The organism is Staphylococcus sp. 11-B-312 (genome assembly GCF_016743055.1).
In the GTDB taxonomy this organism is placed as follows: domain Bacteria; phylum Bacillota; class Bacilli; order Staphylococcales; family Staphylococcaceae; genus Staphylococcus; species Staphylococcus ureilyticus.
Genome location: NZ_CP068241.1, coordinates 880,586 through 897,190 on the forward strand (window position 1 = coordinate 880,586; position 16,605 = coordinate 897,190).

Consider the following 16,605-nt stretch of genomic DNA (forward strand, 5'->3'; position numbering starts at 1 on the left):
TACATAAAAGTGAAGCAATACATAATTTAAAATTAAAAAAGTTTTGTTTCATTGGTGTGTTTTGCAAACTTCATTTTTTTACTTTATAATGCAAATAATGTAATTAAATTGAAATACTGATTGAAAGGCAAAGGAGATCAAGCGAATGGCTCAAGAAGTAATAAAAATTAGAGGCGGTCAAACACTAAAAGGTGAAGTTAATAATCATGGTGCAAAAAATAGTGCTGTAGCAATCATTCCAGCTACAATTCTAGCGGAAGATAAAGTTACAATAGAAGGGTTACCACAAATCTCAGATGTTGAAACGCTAGTGAGTTTATTAGGTGATTTGAATATTGATGCAAAGCTAGACGGCACGACACTTGAAGTTGATCCAAATGAAATTGAAAATGCTCCATTACCTAATAATAAAGTAGAATCACTACGTGCTTCATATTATATGATGGGGGCAATGTTAGGTAGATTTAAAAAATGTGTAATTGGGTTGCCTGGCGGTTGTCCATTAGGTCCACGACCGATTGATCAACACATCAAGGGTTTTAAAGCATTAGGAGCGCATGTTGATGAATCCAGTGAAACATCTATGAAAATTGAAGCTGATCGTTTAACAGGTGCTAATATATTTTTAGATATCGTTAGTGTAGGTGCAACGATTAATATTATGTTGGCAGCAGTACGAGCTGAAGGACAAACTGTAATTGAAAACGCAGCGAAAGAACCAGAAGTGGTTGATGTAGCTAACTTCTTAACAAGTTTAGGCGCTAATATTAAAGGTGCTGGTACAAGTACAATCAAAATAAAAGGTGTTGAGCATTTACATGGATCACATCATCAAGTGATACCAGATAGAATTGAAGCAGGAACTTATATGTGTATTGCCGCAGCTTGTGGTGAAGATATTGTGATTAATAATATTATCCCTACCCATGTTGAGCCATTAACTGTTAAGTTGAAAGAACTTGGTGTAAACATAAATGTTGGTGATGATAGTGTAACAATTAAGAGAAGTACACCATATTCTAGTGTAGATATTAAAACATTAGTATACCCAGGTTTTGCTACAGATTTACAACAACCTATTACGCCATTATTATTTATGGCTGATGGAGTTTCTTTTGTGACTGAAACAATCTATCCAGCTCGATTCAAGCATGTCGAAGAACTTAAAAATATGGGTGCTAATATTACATCAGATAATGGTACTGCAACAATCAAACCATCTAAATTAACAGGCGCAGAAGTATACGCGAGTGATTTACGTGCAGGTGCTTGTCTAATTGTAGCTGGCTTATTAGCTGAAGGTGTTACTACAATTTATAATGTAAAACATATTTATCGTGGTTATACTAATATTGTTAAAACACTAAAATCACTTGGAGCAGACATTTGGACTGAAAAAATATAAAACATGTGGTATAATAATTATACTGAATGTATAAAGTAAATTATAGTTTATGCAGTGGGGAAATATAATTGATATGAGGTGATGACCATGGAGGTTTGCCCTTATCTAGAAGAGACCTTTAAAATAGTAGGTAGAAGTTGGAACGGTCTTATCATTAATTACTTGTCTAGGTGCACGGAAAAATCTGCTCATTTTTCTGATATGAAACGTGATTTGAAAACAATTACGCCTCGTGCACTTAGCATAAAGCTCACAGACCTTAATGAATGGGGACTTGTAGAGAAAAAAATTATTTCTACTAGTCCTATGAACATTTTATATCAACTTACAGATAAAGGTGATGCCTTAGCATCGGCATTGGTTCCTATGGAAAAATGGGCCCAAGAATATATCGAGTTAGAAAGCGAATGATTTTAACTTTTTAATTTGACATTTTCATGTAATATTTTATTTGAATATGATTGTTATATCTAGTCTGTTTTTAACATACTAAGATTAGCTATAAAGAAATCTTTAATTAAAGATTTCTTTATAGCTTTTTTATTTATTGTCGAATCATCTAACCTTTAGTAGTGTTAAAATAATTTTGTTGATTAAGAGTGGATGTGCCGATTGACATGTCATGGTATGTTTAAATATTCTAAAAAAAGCAAAATTTTAAGGATATAAATGTTATTTCTAATTGATATATAACAAAATAATGCTATTATAACTATGCATAAATTTCAGGCGTAAAACCCTGTAATAACAACGTTTGCAATGATTTGGAATGAGCAGATATGTTTTAAAATTAAAAATCTAGGTTAGAATAAAAGCATGAACACAAATTAAGGAGTGAATAATTGATGAGAAATTTCACTAAACAATATATCGACGGAGAATGGGTAGAAAGTGCAAGTGGAGAAACACTTGATGTAATCAACCCAGCAACTGAAGAAGTGGCAGGCACAATTGCTAAAGGCAATAAAGAGGATGTTAATAAAGCGGTAGAAGCAGCAGATAAAGTATATTTAGAATTTAGACAAAGTTCTGTAGCAGAAAGAAAAGAACTGTTAGATAAAATTGTTCAAGAATATAAAAATAGAAAAGATGATATTGTTGACGCAATAACTGACGAATTAGGAGCTCCTTTAAAAGTATCTGAAAATGTCCATTATCAAATGGGATTAAATCATTTTGAAGCTGCACGAGATGCATTAGATAATTTTGAATTTGAAGAAAGACGTGGCGACGATTTAGTTGTTAAGGAAGCAATTGGTGTTGCTGGATTAATTACACCATGGAATTTCCCAACTAACCAAACTTCATTAAAATTAGCAGCAGCTTTTGCGGCAGGAAGCCCAGTTGTATTAAAACCATCAGAAGAAACACCATTTGCAGCCATCATTTTAGCAGAAATATTTGATAAAGTTGGCGTACCTAAAGGTGTATTTAACTTAGTGAATGGTGATGGCCAAGGCGTTGGAAATCCACTAAGTGAACATCCAAAAGTAAGAATGATGTCCTTTACTGGATCTGGTCCAACTGGTGCAAGCATTATGAAGAAAGCAGCTGAAGATTTCAAAAAAGTATCATTAGAATTAGGAGGTAAATCTCCTTATATTATTTTAGATGATGCTGATATTGATGGTGCTGCAAGTGCAGCAACTGGTAAAGTCGTCAATAATACAGGACAAGTTTGTACTGCAGGAACTAGAACATTGGTACCAGCAAGTATAAAAGAAGAATTCTTAACAGCTGTTAAAGAAAAATTTAGCCAAGTTAAAGTTGGTGATCCTCGTGAAGAAGGTACACAAGTAGGACCAATTATTAGTAAAAAACAATTTGATCAAGTTCAATCATATATTGATAAAGGTGTAGAAGAAGGTGCCGAATTATTATACGGTGGTCCTGGAAAACCTGAAAACTTGGAAAAAGGCTATTTTGCAAGACCAACTATTTTTAATAATGTTGAAAATGATATGACAATTGCACAAGAAGAAATTTTCGGTCCTGTTATGTCTGTGATCACTTACAACGATTTAGACGAAGCAATTGAAATTGCAAATGATACGAAATATGGCTTAGCTGGTTATGTATATGGACAAGACAAAGAAAAACTGCATAAAGTTGCGCGTTCAATTGAGGCTGGAACAGTTGAAATAAATGAAGCTGGACGAAAACCAGACTTACCATTCGGTGGCTATAAACAATCAGGTTTAGGACGCGAATGGGGAGATTATGGCATAGAAGAATTCTTAGAAGTTAAATCTATTGCAGGATATTTTAACGCGTAATTTAATACAAAATAAAATTATAAGTTGTAATAAAAATATACTGTGACAAATAAGCTCAAGCTTAAAAATGACTAATCCGTATGCTTATGGATTAGTCATTTTTTAATCTTCCGATTTTTAACATGCATGCGTGAGGATATGATTTGAGCCTGTAGCCTCTCATAACCACCATTTCTTCGGTGTAAGGACATTATAAAATCGCCAAAAATGAATGTTTAACTTATATTACTTAACGAAACGACAATCTCCAATTCCTAATATAAGTCTATTACGATATGCAAAGGTCAGTTTTTATATTTCTCAATGACAATTGATGTTAATGATTGAACCAGAGATACATATGCTTAGTTCTAATTATTTTTAGAAATTTTGAATTATAAATTAAAGCATTACAATTTAACATACTGTTTTATTAACTAATTAGCTTTAAAGCAGTATTAATAAATTTCAAAAATTGAAATACATTTTGTAATTAAATAAAATATTTGCTATAGTTATAAAGGTAAATAGCGTAGCCCTCTATGTTATTTAAAACTTTTTTATGAAATGGGTGCAAGATAATGCCTGATAAAGTACGAACATCACCTCAGTACGAATCGTTCCACGAGTTATATAAAAATTACACTACTAAAGATCTCACTCAAAAAGCAAAATCACTGAAATTAACAAACTATAGTAAATTAAATAAAAAAGAGTTAGTTCTTGCAATTATGGAAGCCCAGATGGAAAAAGATGGCAACTATTATATGGAAGGTATCTTAGATGATATCCAACAAGATGGTTATGGCTTCTTAAGGACTGTCAATTATTCAAAAGGTGAAAAAGATATTTATATCTCTGCTAGCCAAATACGTCGTTTTGAAATTAAAAGAGGCGACAAAGTAACTGGTAAAGTAAGGAAACCAAAGGATAATGAAAAGTATTATGGTTTGCTACAAGTAGATTTTGTTAATGATGAGAATGCAGAAGAAGTTAAGAAAAGACCACATTTCCAAGCATTAACACCATTATATCCAGAAGAGCGCATCAAGCTAGAAACAACAAAAGAAAATTATTCTACACGTATTATGGATTTAATTACGCCAATTGGTTTAGGACAACGTGGTTTGATTGTTGCCCCACCAAAAGCTGGGAAAACGTCATTATTGAAAGAAATTGCAAATGCCATCGCAAGCAATAAACCTGATGCAGAATTATTTGTGCTACTTGTGGGTGAAAGACCAGAAGAAGTAACTGATATTGAGCGTTCTGTAGAATCAGCAGAAGTCGTTCATTCAACATTTGATGAACCACCACAGCACCATGTCAAAGTAGCAGAATTACTATTAGAACGTGCCAAGCGTTTAGTAGAAATAGGTAAAGATGTCATTATTCTTATGGATTCTATTACAAGACTTGCACGTGCATATAACTTGGTTATCCCGCCAAGCGGACGCACGCTTTCAGGTGGTTTAGATCCAGCTTCATTACACAAACCTAAGGCATTCTTTGGTGCTGCGAGAAATATTGAAGCTGGTGGAAGTATGACGATATTAGCTACTGCTTTAGTAGATACAGGATCACGTATGGATGACATGATATATGAAGAATTTAAAGGGACAGGAAACATGGAATTACACCTTGATCGCAAACTAGCTGAACGCCGTGTCTTTCCAGCTATTGATATTGGTCGAAGTTCTACACGTAAAGAAGAATTACTAATACCGCCAAAAGATTTAGAGTCACTTTGGCAACTACGTAACATGTTCACAGATTCACTTGATTTCACAGAAAGATTTGTAAGAAAATTAAAACGTACAAAAACGAATCAAGAATTCTTTGAACAATTGCAACAAGCTGCCAAAGAAAGTACTAAAACTGGTAAGCCAATTATTTAAAGCAGCTTAACATTTAAATATGTGATTTAGGGTTGCGTTTTAGTTTTATAACAATTATAATTATCAAGTATTGGGTAAAAAAACTCACAAACAACTCTGTTCCAGATGGTTCAGGGCAAAGGAGCTGAAAAAAATGAAACAAAATATTCATCCTGAATACCACAAAGTTATCTTTTTAGATACAACTACAGACTTTAAATTCTTAAGTGGTTCAACAAAATCTTCATCAGAAACAATGGAATGGGAAGATGGAAATGAATACCCAGTTATTCGTTTAGATATTTCATCTGATTCACATCCATTTTACACAGGACGTCAAAAATTCGCTGCTGCGGATGGTCGTGTGGAACGTTTCAACAAGAAATTCGGATTCAAATCAAGCAACGAATAATTGTTGTCATAAGGCATTCTCATTTTATGAGAATGCTTTTTTATTTAACATGGACGATGTGAAGGTTTGAACAGAATTGCACAGTTGTTAGAGCACTTTGATTACATATTAAATTACAAATATCTTATGAGAAATTGATATTTTAAGATGGAAAATATGATATAATAAACCGATTATGTTTTGAAAAAGGGTGGAACGCATAATGAATGAAACTTATCATTCCGGGTGGATAGAATGTATAACTGGAAGTATGTTTAGTGGTAAATCTGAAGAATTAATTCGTCGTTTAAGACGTGGACTATATGCTAAACAAAAGGTGGTTGTATTTAAACCGGCAATAGATGATCGCTATCATAAAGATAAGATTGTGTCGCATAACGGCAATGCAATTGAGGCAATTAATATCTCGACAGCAGCTGAGATCTATAAACACGATTTAACAAATTTTGATATTATAGCAATTGATGAAGTTCAATTTTTCGAAAATAATATTGTCCATATTGTTGAAGAATTAGCTGAAAAGGGGCATAGAGTGATTACTGCAGGTTTAGATATGGATTTCAGAGGTGAACCATTTGAACCAATTCCCCATTTATTAGCAGTAAGTGAAGAAGTGACTAAACTACAAGCTGTATGTGCAGTATGTGGCTCGTCATCAAGCCGTACACAACGATTAATTGATGGTAATCCAGCAAAAATAGATGATCCAGTGATTCTCGTTGGCGCTAACGAAAGCTATGAACCTAGATGTAGGGCACATCATATTGTTGCACCAAGTAATCATGAGAAGGAGGAAATGTAGTGTTTGATCAATTAGACATTGTAGAGGAAAGATACGAGCAATTAAATGAAATGTTAAGTGATCCTGAAGTCGTAAATAATCCAGACAATTTACGAAAATATTCAAAAGAACAGGCTGATTTGCAAAAAACAGTAGAAGTATATCGTGAATATAAACAGGTTAAAGAAGATGTAACTGAAATAGATGATATGTTACAGGAAACAAAAGACGATGAAGAAGTCGAAATGCTTAAAGACGAAAAGCAAGAATTGAGTCAAAAAATTCCAGAACTGGAAGAAGAATTAAAATTCTTGTTAATTCCAAAAGACCCTAACGATGAAAAAGACGTAATTGTTGAAATTCGTGCAGCAGCTGGTGGGGATGAGGCTGCAATATTTGCTGGTGATTTATTTAGAATGTATTCTAGATATGCAGAAGCACATAGTTATAAAACTGATATCGTAGAAGCTACTGAAAGTGATCATGGTGGTTACAAAGAGATTAGCTTCTCTGTTACAGGAACAGGCGCTTACAGTAAATTGAAATACGAAAATGGTGCACATCGTGTACAACGTGTACCAGCAACTGAGTCTGGAGGACGTATTCACACATCTACTGCTACTGTTGCCGTATTACCAGAAGTTGAAGATGTTGAGATAGAGATTCGAAATGAAGATATTAAAGTAGACACATATCGTTCTAGTGGTGCAGGTGGACAACACGTAAATACCACTGATTCTGCCGTTCGAATTACACATATACCGACAGGTGTCATTGCTACATCATCTGAGAAATCTCAAATTCAAAACCGTGAAAAAGCAATGAAAGTGTTAAAAGCACGTTTATTTGATATGAAATTACAAGAAGAACAACAAAAGTATGCTGCACAGCGTAAATCAGCTGTCGGTTCAGGTGATCGTTCAGAGAGAATTAGAACATACAATTATCCACAGAGTCGCGTAACGGATCATCGTATTGGATTGACATTGCAGAAATTAGAGCAAGTTATGGAAGGTAAGTTAGATGAGATTATTGATGCACTAACTTTAGCTGAACAAACTGATAAATTGAAAGAACTGAATGATGGTGAATTATAGAGAACGATTAAAAATCGCACAAGACAAATGCGAAATTAAAGGTATTGAAGTAACACGAGCTGAATGGTTAATGCTTGATTTATTTCAATGGCAAAAATTAGATTATTTGCTACACGCAGATGAAGTTATGACGGAAGCACACAACGTGTTGTTTGATAATGCGGAAGCAAGGATGTTACAAGGCGAACCGATTCAATATATTGTAGGAACGCAAACTTTTTATGGTGAAATATTTAAAGTGAATGAGCATTGTTTAATTCCAAGGCCAGAAACCGAGGAAGTATTACTACATTTTTATAATTTGGTAAAATCGGGAGATAAGGTTGTAGATATTGGAACAGGTAGTGGTAACATACCTATTTTACTAAAAAAAATGAATCAAAATTTGGATGTTATAGCTACAGATTTATATGATGAAGCCTTATCTGTGGCAAAAGAAAACGCTGAGTATCATGATGTAGATGTTATATTTTTACAAGGCGATACCTTAAATCCATTAATAGAAAAGCATATTAAAGTGAATGGATTGATTTCAAATCCCCCCTATATCGCTGAGAGCGAAAAAGCTTTAATGGATGATACTGTTTTACAATATGAACCTATGAGTGCTTTGTTTGCTGAAAACAACGGCTTTCAAGTTTATGAAAAGATTTTAGATCAATTACCAGACGTATTATTACCTAATGCAATTGTTGTGTTTGAGATTGGTTATAAACAAGGAGCTACATTAAAAAGCAAAATTGAAAAAAAATATCCTGCTGTAAGTGTCCAAATAATAAAAGATATTAACGATAATGATAGAATGGTTTCTTTTAAATGGTAATTTAAGAAGTTGTGTACCTAACATGATATGTCATGAAGGTGCATAACTTCTTATTTTGTTTTAAAATTGAAATTAAGATGAAAGGGTGAGTATAAATGAAAACAAAAATATGGGATTTAAGAAATCATGCGACTGAGGATGCAAATGTAGATGCTTTTAATGAGATAAAAAATATTTTTGAAGCTGGTGGACTCATCGCTATACCAACTGAAACTGTATATGGTTTAGGTGGTGATGCAAGAAATGAACAAACTATAAAAAATATTTTTGCTGCAAAAGGTAGACCTTCAGATAATCCACTCATCGTGCATATACATAATGTTAAGCAACTAGATGTATTTACGAAGCATATTTCACAAGAAGTTAAAATACTGATGAATCAATTTTGGCCAGGACCAATTTCGTTTATTTTACCATTAAAAAAAGGATATTTATGTGAAAGTGTAAGTGGTGGACTTTCATCCATAGCGGTTAGAATGCCAAGTCATGTGATTGGGAGAAAAATATTAGAGTTTGTAGACATACCGATTGCCGCACCGAGCGCTAATTTAAGTGGTAGACCTTCTCCAACTAAGTTTGAACATGTATATCATGATTTAAACCAAAGCATTGATGGTATTGTTAATGGTGATCAAAGTGAAGAAGGTTTAGAAAGTACCGTGTTAGATTGCACGCAATACCCATTTAAAATTGCTCGTCCAGGATCTATCACCAAGTCGATGATTGAAAATGTTTTGCCAGGTTCTATTTCAGCAAAAGATGATTTAAATCAAGAAAAACCTATAGCCCCCGGAATGAAATATAAACATTATGCGCCAGATACGCCAATAACGATTGTATACGGCGTTCATCAACAACCATCCTCATGTAAAGATTGGAGTGATGTTGCGTTTATATTCCCGAAAGATAAATGTAAATATATTCCAAAAAACGCAACTTTCATTCCACTGTGTGAAAATGAAAGAGATATTAAAGGGGCAAACCATAATTTGTATCAAATATTGCACGATATAGACAAAAATAAAAAGATAAAAGAAGCTTATATATTTGGATTTGAAAATAGTGGCGAAGCAGTTGCTATTATGAATCGAATGCAAAAGGCGGCAAACTTTACCGTCGTTAAAGGAGAAAAATTATGAAAATCGTTTTTGTTTGTACTGGTAATACTTGTAGAAGTCCAATGGCAGAAAGTATTGCAAAAGCTAAAATACCTGACATCGAAGTTGCTTCGCGTGGTTTATTTGCATTAGATGGCGCACCTACCTCAGAACATACGCGTGCTATCTTAAAAGAAAAACAATTGCCAATACCTGACAATGCGCAACAATTCACTGAGATGGACATGCATGCAGATCTTATTTTGACAATGTCAAGGAGTCATAGAGATGCGATTAAACAAACGTATGGCGTAAATACACATATATTTACTTTAAGTGAATATGTATTGCATGGTGATGATGTTTCTGACCCATTTGGAGGAACTAAATCAGATTATATTGAAATTTATAATGAATTAAATTCATTGATTGAAAAATTAAAAAATAAAATATTAGAGTAAATAAATATGTGAAATTAGTATGAGTAAGTCATTAAATACGTTATAATAATTACGTGTAGCAAATGTGCTAGCAATTAAATTTGCCAGATTGGACTTATGTATTTTGGCTTACTTTTTTATCAAAATAAATAAGGGGTGTTTAATATGGAAGATTTAAGAGCATTGTTAGATGAACTAAAGTCTAAATCTTTCTTTAAAAAGGATGAGCTTTGTATTGTAGGTTGTTCTACTTCAGAAGTGATTGGCGAACGCATAGGTAGCGTCGGTTCAATGGAAGTAGCTAAAGATATATTTGAAGCATTAAAAGAGATTGAAACGGAAACAGGCGTTTCTTTTGTATTTCAAGGCTGTGAACATATCAATAGAGCAATTACGATTGAAAAAGCTAACTTCGACCCCGCAACGATGGAAGAAGTAACCGTTGTACCCGATGTCCATGCTGGAGGTAGTTTAGCTACGTATGCATATCAGCATATGGAAGCGCCTATGGTGGTTGAAACTATAACTGTTCCGAAAGGTATAGATATTGGTCAAACATTAATTGGTATGCATATCAAACATGTAGCAATACCCGAACGTACAAGCGTGAAGCAAATTGGCGAAGCAATTGTTACAATCGCTTCTTCAAGACCTAAAAAAATTGGTGGCGAAAGAGCAAAATACAACTAATACAGAAACGAGGGTTTACTAATGTCATTTATTAAAGATCAAGATAAAGAAATTTATGAAGTGATTCAAAACGAGTTCAACCGTCAAAATAACAATATAGAGTTAATTGCGTCAGAAAACTTTGTGTCGGAAGCAGTTATGGAAGCTCAAGGTTCAGTATTAACTAATAAGTATGCTGAAGGTTATCCGAACAGAAGATATTACGGTGGTTGTGAATATGTCGATGTATCTGAAACATTAGCTATTGAGAGAGCAAAGCAATTATTTGGTGCAGAACATGTTAACGTTCAACCACATTCTGGTTCACAAGCAAATATGGCTGTTTATCTCGTGGCATTAGAACACGGAGATACTGTATTAGGTATGAATTTAAGTCATGGTGGGCACTTAACTCATGGTGCGCCAGTAAACTTTAGTGGTCAATTTTATAACTTTGTCGAATATGGTGTCGACAAAGAAAGCGAACAAATAGACTATGACGAAGTATTAAAAGTAGCAAAAGCGCACCAACCTAAGTTAATCGTTGCTGGGGCTTCTGCATACTCAAAAACAATAGACTTCAAACGTTTTAGAGAAATTGCTGATGAAGTAGGCGCTAAATTGATGGTAGATATGGCTCATATCGCTGGATTAGTCGCTGCAGGCTTACACCCAAGTCCAGTAGAATATGCTGATTTTGTAACTACAACAACACATAAAACATTACGTGGCCCTCGTGGTGGAATGATTTTATGTAAAGAAGAATACAAAAAGCAAATTGACAAAACAATCTTCCCAGGCATTCAAGGTGGCCCTTTAGAACATGTTATTGCTGCCAAAGCAGTAGCGTTCGGTGAAGCACTACAAGATGATTTTAAAACATATCAGCAACAAGTTATTAAAAATGCAAAAGTATTAGCTGATACACTAAATAAAGAAGGATTTAGAGTAGTATCTGGCGGTACTGATAATCACCTAGTATGCGTAGATGTAAAAGGATCAGTCAATATTACTGGTAAAGTAGCAGAAGAAGCCCTTGACTCAATAGGTATTACTTGTAATAAAAATACAATACCATTTGATCAAGAAAAACCTTTTGTAACAAGTGGTTTAAGACTTGGTACACCAGCAGCTACTACACGTGGTTTTGATGAAGCGGCATTTGAAGAAGTAGCTAAAATTATAAGCTTAGTGTTAAAAGATCCTGAAAACGAAACAACATTAAAAGAAGGACAAGAAAGAGTTAAAGCATTAACTACGAAACATCCTTTATATAATTAAATTGGAGGAAGTAATTATGGGCAACGTACATGTTTTTGATCACCCACTTATTCAACACAAATTAAGTTACATTAGAGATGTACATACAGGTACAAAAGAATTTAGAGAACTCGTAGATGAAGTAGGCATGTTAATGGCTTACGAAGTGACTAGAAATCTAGAGTTACAAGATGTAGAAATTGAAACGCCTGTTACTAAAATGATAGCTAAGCGTTTAACTGGTAAAAAATTAGCATTTATTCCCATTTTAAGAGCAGGTCTTGGCATGACACAAGGTATCTTAAATCTTGTGCCGGCAGCAAGAATAGGTCATGTTGGCTTATACAGAGATCCTGAAACGCTAGAAGCAGTTGAGTATTTTGTGAAATTACCACAAGATATTGAAGAAAGAGAAATTGTCGTAGTTGATCCAATGCTAGCGACTGGTGCTTCCGCAATTGAAGCGATTAATTCACTTAAAAAACGTGGCGCCAAGCATATCAGATTTATGTGTCTAATTGCAGCACCAGAAGGTGTGGAAAAATTACAAGAAGCACATGAAGATGTCGATATCTATATCGCAGCATTAGATGAGAAATTAGATGACCATGCTTATATTACACCTGGATTAGGTGACGCTGGTGACCGTTTATTCGGTACAAAATAGTTTGACCCAGGAGTGGAGTAGTATGAAAAAAGTTATGACTGTATTCGGGACACGGCCTGAAGCTATAAAGATGGCACCACTCGTTTTAGAATTGGAGAAAGACGCTGAATTACAACCAATCGTTGTAGTGACGGCACAACATAGAGAAATGTTAGACTCTGTGTTGAAAAGCTTTGACATCACACCTGATTATGATTTGAACATTATGAAGCAGGGACAATCATTGTCTGATATAACTTCACGCATACTCGTACGATTAGAGGATGTTATAAAAGAAGCGAAACCAGATATGATACTTGTTCATGGTGATACCATGAGTACATTTGCTGGAAGTCTTGCAGCATTATATAATCAAGTCCCAATCGGACATGTCGAAGCTGGTTTGCGAACTTGGAATAAATATGCTCCATTTCCTGAAGAAATGAATAGACAAATGGTAGGAGTAATGTCCGATTTAAACTTTGCTCCTACCAATAATGCTGCAAATAATTTGATTGCTGAAAACAAACCAGAAGACTCAATTGTCGTAACAGGTAATACTGCTATTGATGCAATGAAAACGACAATTCATAATGGTTATCAATCAGAAATTATAGCCAAACACAAAGATAAACGAATTATTCTACTCACTGCGCATAGACGAGAAAATATTGGGGAACCAATGGCACATATTTTCAAAGCAGTACGAGATATCGTCGAAGCATACGAGGATGTTGTTGTCGTTTACCCAATACATAAAAACCCTAAAGTACGAGAAATTGCAGATTATTATTTATCAAATCACACAAGAATTGAGCTTGTAGAACCCTTAGAAGTTGTTGATTTTCATAATTTTGCACATCAGTCTTATTTAATTTTAACTGATTCTGGTGGTGTACAAGAAGAAGCGCCTTCTTTAGGTAAACCAGTACTCGTTTTGAGGGATGTTACAGAAAGACCAGAAGGTGTAGCGGCAGGTACATTAAAAATTGTAGGCACAAATGAAAAGAATATATTCGCAGCAACCAAAGAACTATTAGATAACGAAAATTTGTATGAGATCATGAGTACAGCTCAAAATCCATATGGAGACGGCAATGCATCATATAGAATTTGTCAAAATATTAAATATTTTTTTGGTTTAATTGATAAAAAACCTTCTTCTTTCAAATGATTTTTGTATTTATGTGTCATTTTTGTGACATTCTTGTAAAAAATTGAATTACAATTTGAATAGAATTGACACGTAAAGTACCCTATATTATTATTAAAATTGTATGATTGGAATGGTTTTCATATAAGAAAGATAAGGTGAAGCGAGGCACTGAAATGAAACGTTTCAACATCATTTTTAAACAGTACATGCAATACTATATATATTGTATTATTGTACTTGTAATTGTGTTTATTTTCACATACTCTGCATTTATATTAGGTCTTATAATTGGAATGATCGGATCGCTAATCAATACTTTTACTTTTGAATATTATTTGGCGGAAGCAAAAGAAAAGGATAACATACATATTTCAACGGGCAACATTTGGAGATATTTGGTTGTGATATTAGCTTGTACGACATGGTATTTTTATAAGGACCATATAAACATTTTTGGAGTAGTTGTTGGTTTAATGATTTCTTATGTTTTAATTGTTTTCAAACCATTTTTACACAAGAAATAAATTTTATAATGAAAGAGGTGAGAAAGCATGGATCATAAAGACCCTCTAGTCAGTTGGAATGTGTTCGGTCTAGACATCGTGTTTAATCTATCATCGATTATGATGATGTTGATTACGGCGTTTATTGTTTTTGTAATAGCTATTATTTGTACACGTAACCTCAAGAAACGTCCAACAGGCAAACAAAACTTTATCGAGTGGGTTTTTGATTTCGTAAGAGGGATTATCGAAAGTAACATGGCTTGGTCAAAAGGCGGTCAGTTCCATTTCTTAGCCGTTACATTAATCTTTTTCATATTTGTTAGTAATATGCTCGGTTTACCGTTCCAATTAATTTCGGGACACACCCTGTGGTGGAAATCTCCCACAGCCGATCCAACTGTGACATTAACATTATCAACGCTTATAATATTATTAACACATTATTATGGGGTTAAAATGGTTGGCACTAAAGGGTATTTTCAAAATTATACAAAGCCGATATTCCTATTGCCTATCAATGTGTTTGAAGAGTTCACTTCAACATTGACGCTAGGACTACGACTTTACGGAAATATTTTTGCAGGTGAATTATTACTAGGATTATTAGCAGGTTTAGTATTCGACTTCCCAGCATGGGGTTGGTTAATTGGATTACCTGGCCTAATCGTATGGCAAGGGTTCTCAATTTTTATCGGTACGATTCAGGCATATATATTTGTAATGCTTTCGATGGTATATATGTCACATAAAGTACAAAAGAGTCATTAAATTAAAAAATAAAAAGAACAAATTAGGAGGATTTTTAAATGAATTTAATCGCAGCAGCAATCGCAATCGGCTTATCAGCACTTGGTGCAGGTATTGGTAATGGTCTTATCGTTTCAAGAACAGTAGAAGGTGTCGCTCGTCAACCAGAAGCACGTGGTCAATTAATGGGTATTATGTTTATCGGTATCGGATTAGTTGAGGCGCTACCAATTATAGGTGTAGTTATCGCTTTCATGTCACTATAAGTAAACTAGTCTTTATGGCGAAGTCTTCTAGGCTCTCGCCGTTCGTTTTTATCAAAATACCTTATGATTATACTGGATGAAAGGAGTGTCTATGAAAGTGACTGCTACGACTAATATGTTCGTTCTAGGTGCGGCTAGTGGCGGTGGTGTACAATGGGGAACAATCATTGTTACGATTGCTACATTCGCCATATTACTCTTACTTTTGAAAAAGTTTGCATGGGGCCCACTTAAAGAAGTAATGGACAAACGTGAACGCGATATCAATAAAGATATCGACGATGCTGAACAAGCTAAATTAAATGCTCAAAAATTAGAAGCACAAAACAAACAAACACTAAAAGAAACACAAGAAGAGGTTCATAAGATTTTAGAAGAATCTAAAATACAAGCCCGTAAACAACACGAAGAAATTATTCATGAAGCCAATATTAGAGCTAATGGCATGATTGAAACAGCACAAAATGAAATTAATAGTGAAAAAGAACGCGCACTTGCAGATATTAATAATCAGGTTTCTGAGCTTTCCGTACTCATTGCTTCAAAAGTACTGCAAAAAGAAATTTCAGAAAAAGATCAAAAAGAATTAGTTGAAAAGTACATTAAAGAGGCAGGCGATAAATAATGGCTAATGTAGCAAAAAAATATGCAAAAGCGTTATTTGATACTGCTAAAGAAAAAGCGTTACTTGATCAAATGTATGAAGAGTTTTCAACAATTGACGAAGCAGTGCGACCTGAAGTAGGAAAATTAAAAGAATTAGATACAGACCCACAAAAAGATGTAGCACAACGCCAACGTTTTGTTGCTATTATTTTTGGACACGCACATCAATATTTACAAAATATGTTTATGGTGCTTGCAAGTAATCGTCACCTTACATATACACATGAAATATTCTTAGCTTTTGAAACTTTATATAATGCGTATCACAATCAAGACTTTGCGATTATTGAATCGGTGTATGAACTATCTGAGGATGAAATAGCAAGTATTGATTCAATTATTAGATCGCGCACAAAACTATCAAAACTAATGATTACAAATGAAATAAATCCAGATCTTATCGGTGGTATCCGAGTTAAAGTTGGTACGAAAGTGATGGATGCAAGTATTAAAAATGATCTTGCCAAACTTGAAAAGCAATTTATTAGAGTGAAATAAAAAT

Annotated in this window: 19 protein-coding genes; all 19 read left to right on the plus strand. The window is 34.1% G+C overall.

All coding sequences use genetic code 11. The features are described from left to right. Positions 1–145: 145 nt before the first annotated feature. The 19 genes from JG554_RS04040 to JG554_RS04130 all read left to right on the plus strand — a co-directional run bounded on the left by JG554_RS04040 (position 146) and on the right by JG554_RS04130 (position 16,601). Positions 146–1,405, plus strand: coding sequence for a UDP-N-acetylglucosamine 1-carboxyvinyltransferase (locus JG554_RS04040; protein WP_070039523.1), 1,260 nt, complete (start codon positions 146–148; stop codon positions 1,403–1,405). 87 nt (positions 1,406–1,492) lie between these two features. Further along, positions 1,493–1,816: a winged helix-turn-helix transcriptional regulator gene (locus tag JG554_RS04045; RefSeq protein ID WP_046207748.1), complete on the plus strand. Its 324-nt coding sequence runs from the start codon at positions 1,493–1,495 to the stop codon at positions 1,814–1,816. A gap of 434 nt (positions 1,817–2,250) precedes the next feature. Continuing rightward, positions 2,251–3,681, plus strand: a complete 1,431-nt coding sequence (locus JG554_RS04050; RefSeq protein WP_046207749.1) for an aldehyde dehydrogenase family protein — start codon at positions 2,251–2,253, stop codon at positions 3,679–3,681. 560 nt (positions 3,682–4,241) lie between these two features. Beyond that, on the plus strand, positions 4,242–5,558 hold the full coding sequence (rho, locus tag JG554_RS04055) for a transcription termination factor Rho (protein WP_046207750.1): 1,317 nt from the start codon (positions 4,242–4,244) through the stop codon (positions 5,556–5,558). A gap of 133 nt (positions 5,559–5,691) precedes the next feature. Next, positions 5,692–5,949: a type B 50S ribosomal protein L31 gene (locus JG554_RS04060; RefSeq protein ID WP_019468287.1), complete on the plus strand. Its 258-nt coding sequence runs from the start codon at positions 5,692–5,694 to the stop codon at positions 5,947–5,949. 202 nt (positions 5,950–6,151) lie between these two features. Next, entirely contained in the window at positions 6,152–6,751 is a 600-nt protein-coding gene (locus JG554_RS04065; protein ID WP_046207751.1) for a thymidine kinase, read from the plus strand. Continuing rightward, positions 6,751–7,827: a peptide chain release factor 1 gene (gene prfA, locus JG554_RS04070; RefSeq protein WP_070039521.1), complete on the plus strand. Its 1,077-nt coding sequence runs from the start codon at positions 6,751–6,753 to the stop codon at positions 7,825–7,827. Before JG554_RS04065 ends, prfA begins: the two co-directional genes overlap by 1 nt. Beyond that, entirely contained in the window at positions 7,814–8,650 is an 837-nt protein-coding gene (gene prmC / locus JG554_RS04075; protein ID WP_070039519.1) for a peptide chain release factor N(5)-glutamine methyltransferase, read from the plus strand. The genes prfA and prmC overlap by 14 nt, the downstream gene beginning before the upstream one ends. A 95-nt stretch (positions 8,651–8,745) precedes the next feature. Next, positions 8,746–9,789 (plus strand): L-threonylcarbamoyladenylate synthase, encoded by a 1,044-nt coding sequence (locus JG554_RS04080; protein ID WP_070039517.1) that lies wholly within the window; start codon positions 8,746–8,748, stop codon positions 9,787–9,789. After that, the gene (locus JG554_RS04085) at positions 9,786–10,208 is read left to right on the plus strand and encodes a low molecular weight protein arginine phosphatase (protein WP_046207755.1); all 423 of its coding nucleotides are present in this window, start codon (positions 9,786–9,788) and stop codon (positions 10,206–10,208) included. The genes JG554_RS04080 and JG554_RS04085 overlap by 4 nt, the downstream gene beginning before the upstream one ends. A 144-nt stretch (positions 10,209–10,352) precedes the next feature. After that, positions 10,353–10,877 carry a TIGR01440 family protein gene (locus tag JG554_RS04090; protein WP_046207756.1) on the plus strand — a complete coding sequence of 175 codons (525 nt, stop codon included), beginning with the start codon at positions 10,353–10,355 and terminating at the stop codon, positions 10,875–10,877. A gap of 21 nt (positions 10,878–10,898) precedes the next feature. Next, on the plus strand, positions 10,899–12,137 hold the full coding sequence (gene glyA / locus JG554_RS04095; protein WP_046207757.1) for a serine hydroxymethyltransferase: 1,239 nt from the start codon (positions 10,899–10,901) through the stop codon (positions 12,135–12,137). 16 nt (positions 12,138–12,153) lie between these two features. Next, entirely contained in the window at positions 12,154–12,783 is a 630-nt protein-coding gene (gene upp, locus JG554_RS04100) for a uracil phosphoribosyltransferase (protein WP_019468295.1), read from the plus strand. A gap of 22 nt (positions 12,784–12,805) precedes the next feature. Further along, positions 12,806–13,936, plus strand: a complete 1,131-nt coding sequence (gene wecB / locus JG554_RS04105) for a non-hydrolyzing UDP-N-acetylglucosamine 2-epimerase (protein ID WP_046207758.1) — start codon at positions 12,806–12,808, stop codon at positions 13,934–13,936. Between the two features lie 155 nt (positions 13,937–14,091). Next, positions 14,092–14,442 carry an ATP synthase subunit I gene (locus JG554_RS04110; RefSeq protein ID WP_046207759.1) on the plus strand — a complete coding sequence of 117 codons (351 nt, stop codon included), beginning with the start codon at positions 14,092–14,094 and terminating at the stop codon, positions 14,440–14,442. A gap of 27 nt (positions 14,443–14,469) precedes the next feature. Then, entirely contained in the window at positions 14,470–15,192 is a 723-nt protein-coding gene (atpB, locus tag JG554_RS04115) for a F0F1 ATP synthase subunit A (protein ID WP_019468297.1), read from the plus strand. A 38-nt stretch (positions 15,193–15,230) separates the two neighbouring features. Then, positions 15,231–15,437, plus strand: a complete 207-nt coding sequence (gene atpE, locus JG554_RS04120; RefSeq protein ID WP_002482721.1) for a F0F1 ATP synthase subunit C — start codon at positions 15,231–15,233, stop codon at positions 15,435–15,437. Between the two features lie 97 nt (positions 15,438–15,534). Further along, positions 15,535–16,062, plus strand: coding sequence for a F0F1 ATP synthase subunit B (locus tag JG554_RS04125; RefSeq protein WP_026034759.1), 528 nt, complete (start codon positions 15,535–15,537; stop codon positions 16,060–16,062). Then, positions 16,062–16,601: a F0F1 ATP synthase subunit delta gene (locus JG554_RS04130; protein WP_070039515.1), complete on the plus strand. Its 540-nt coding sequence runs from the start codon at positions 16,062–16,064 to the stop codon at positions 16,599–16,601. The genes JG554_RS04125 and JG554_RS04130 overlap by 1 nt, the downstream gene beginning before the upstream one ends. Positions 16,602–16,605 lie beyond the last annotated feature (4 nt).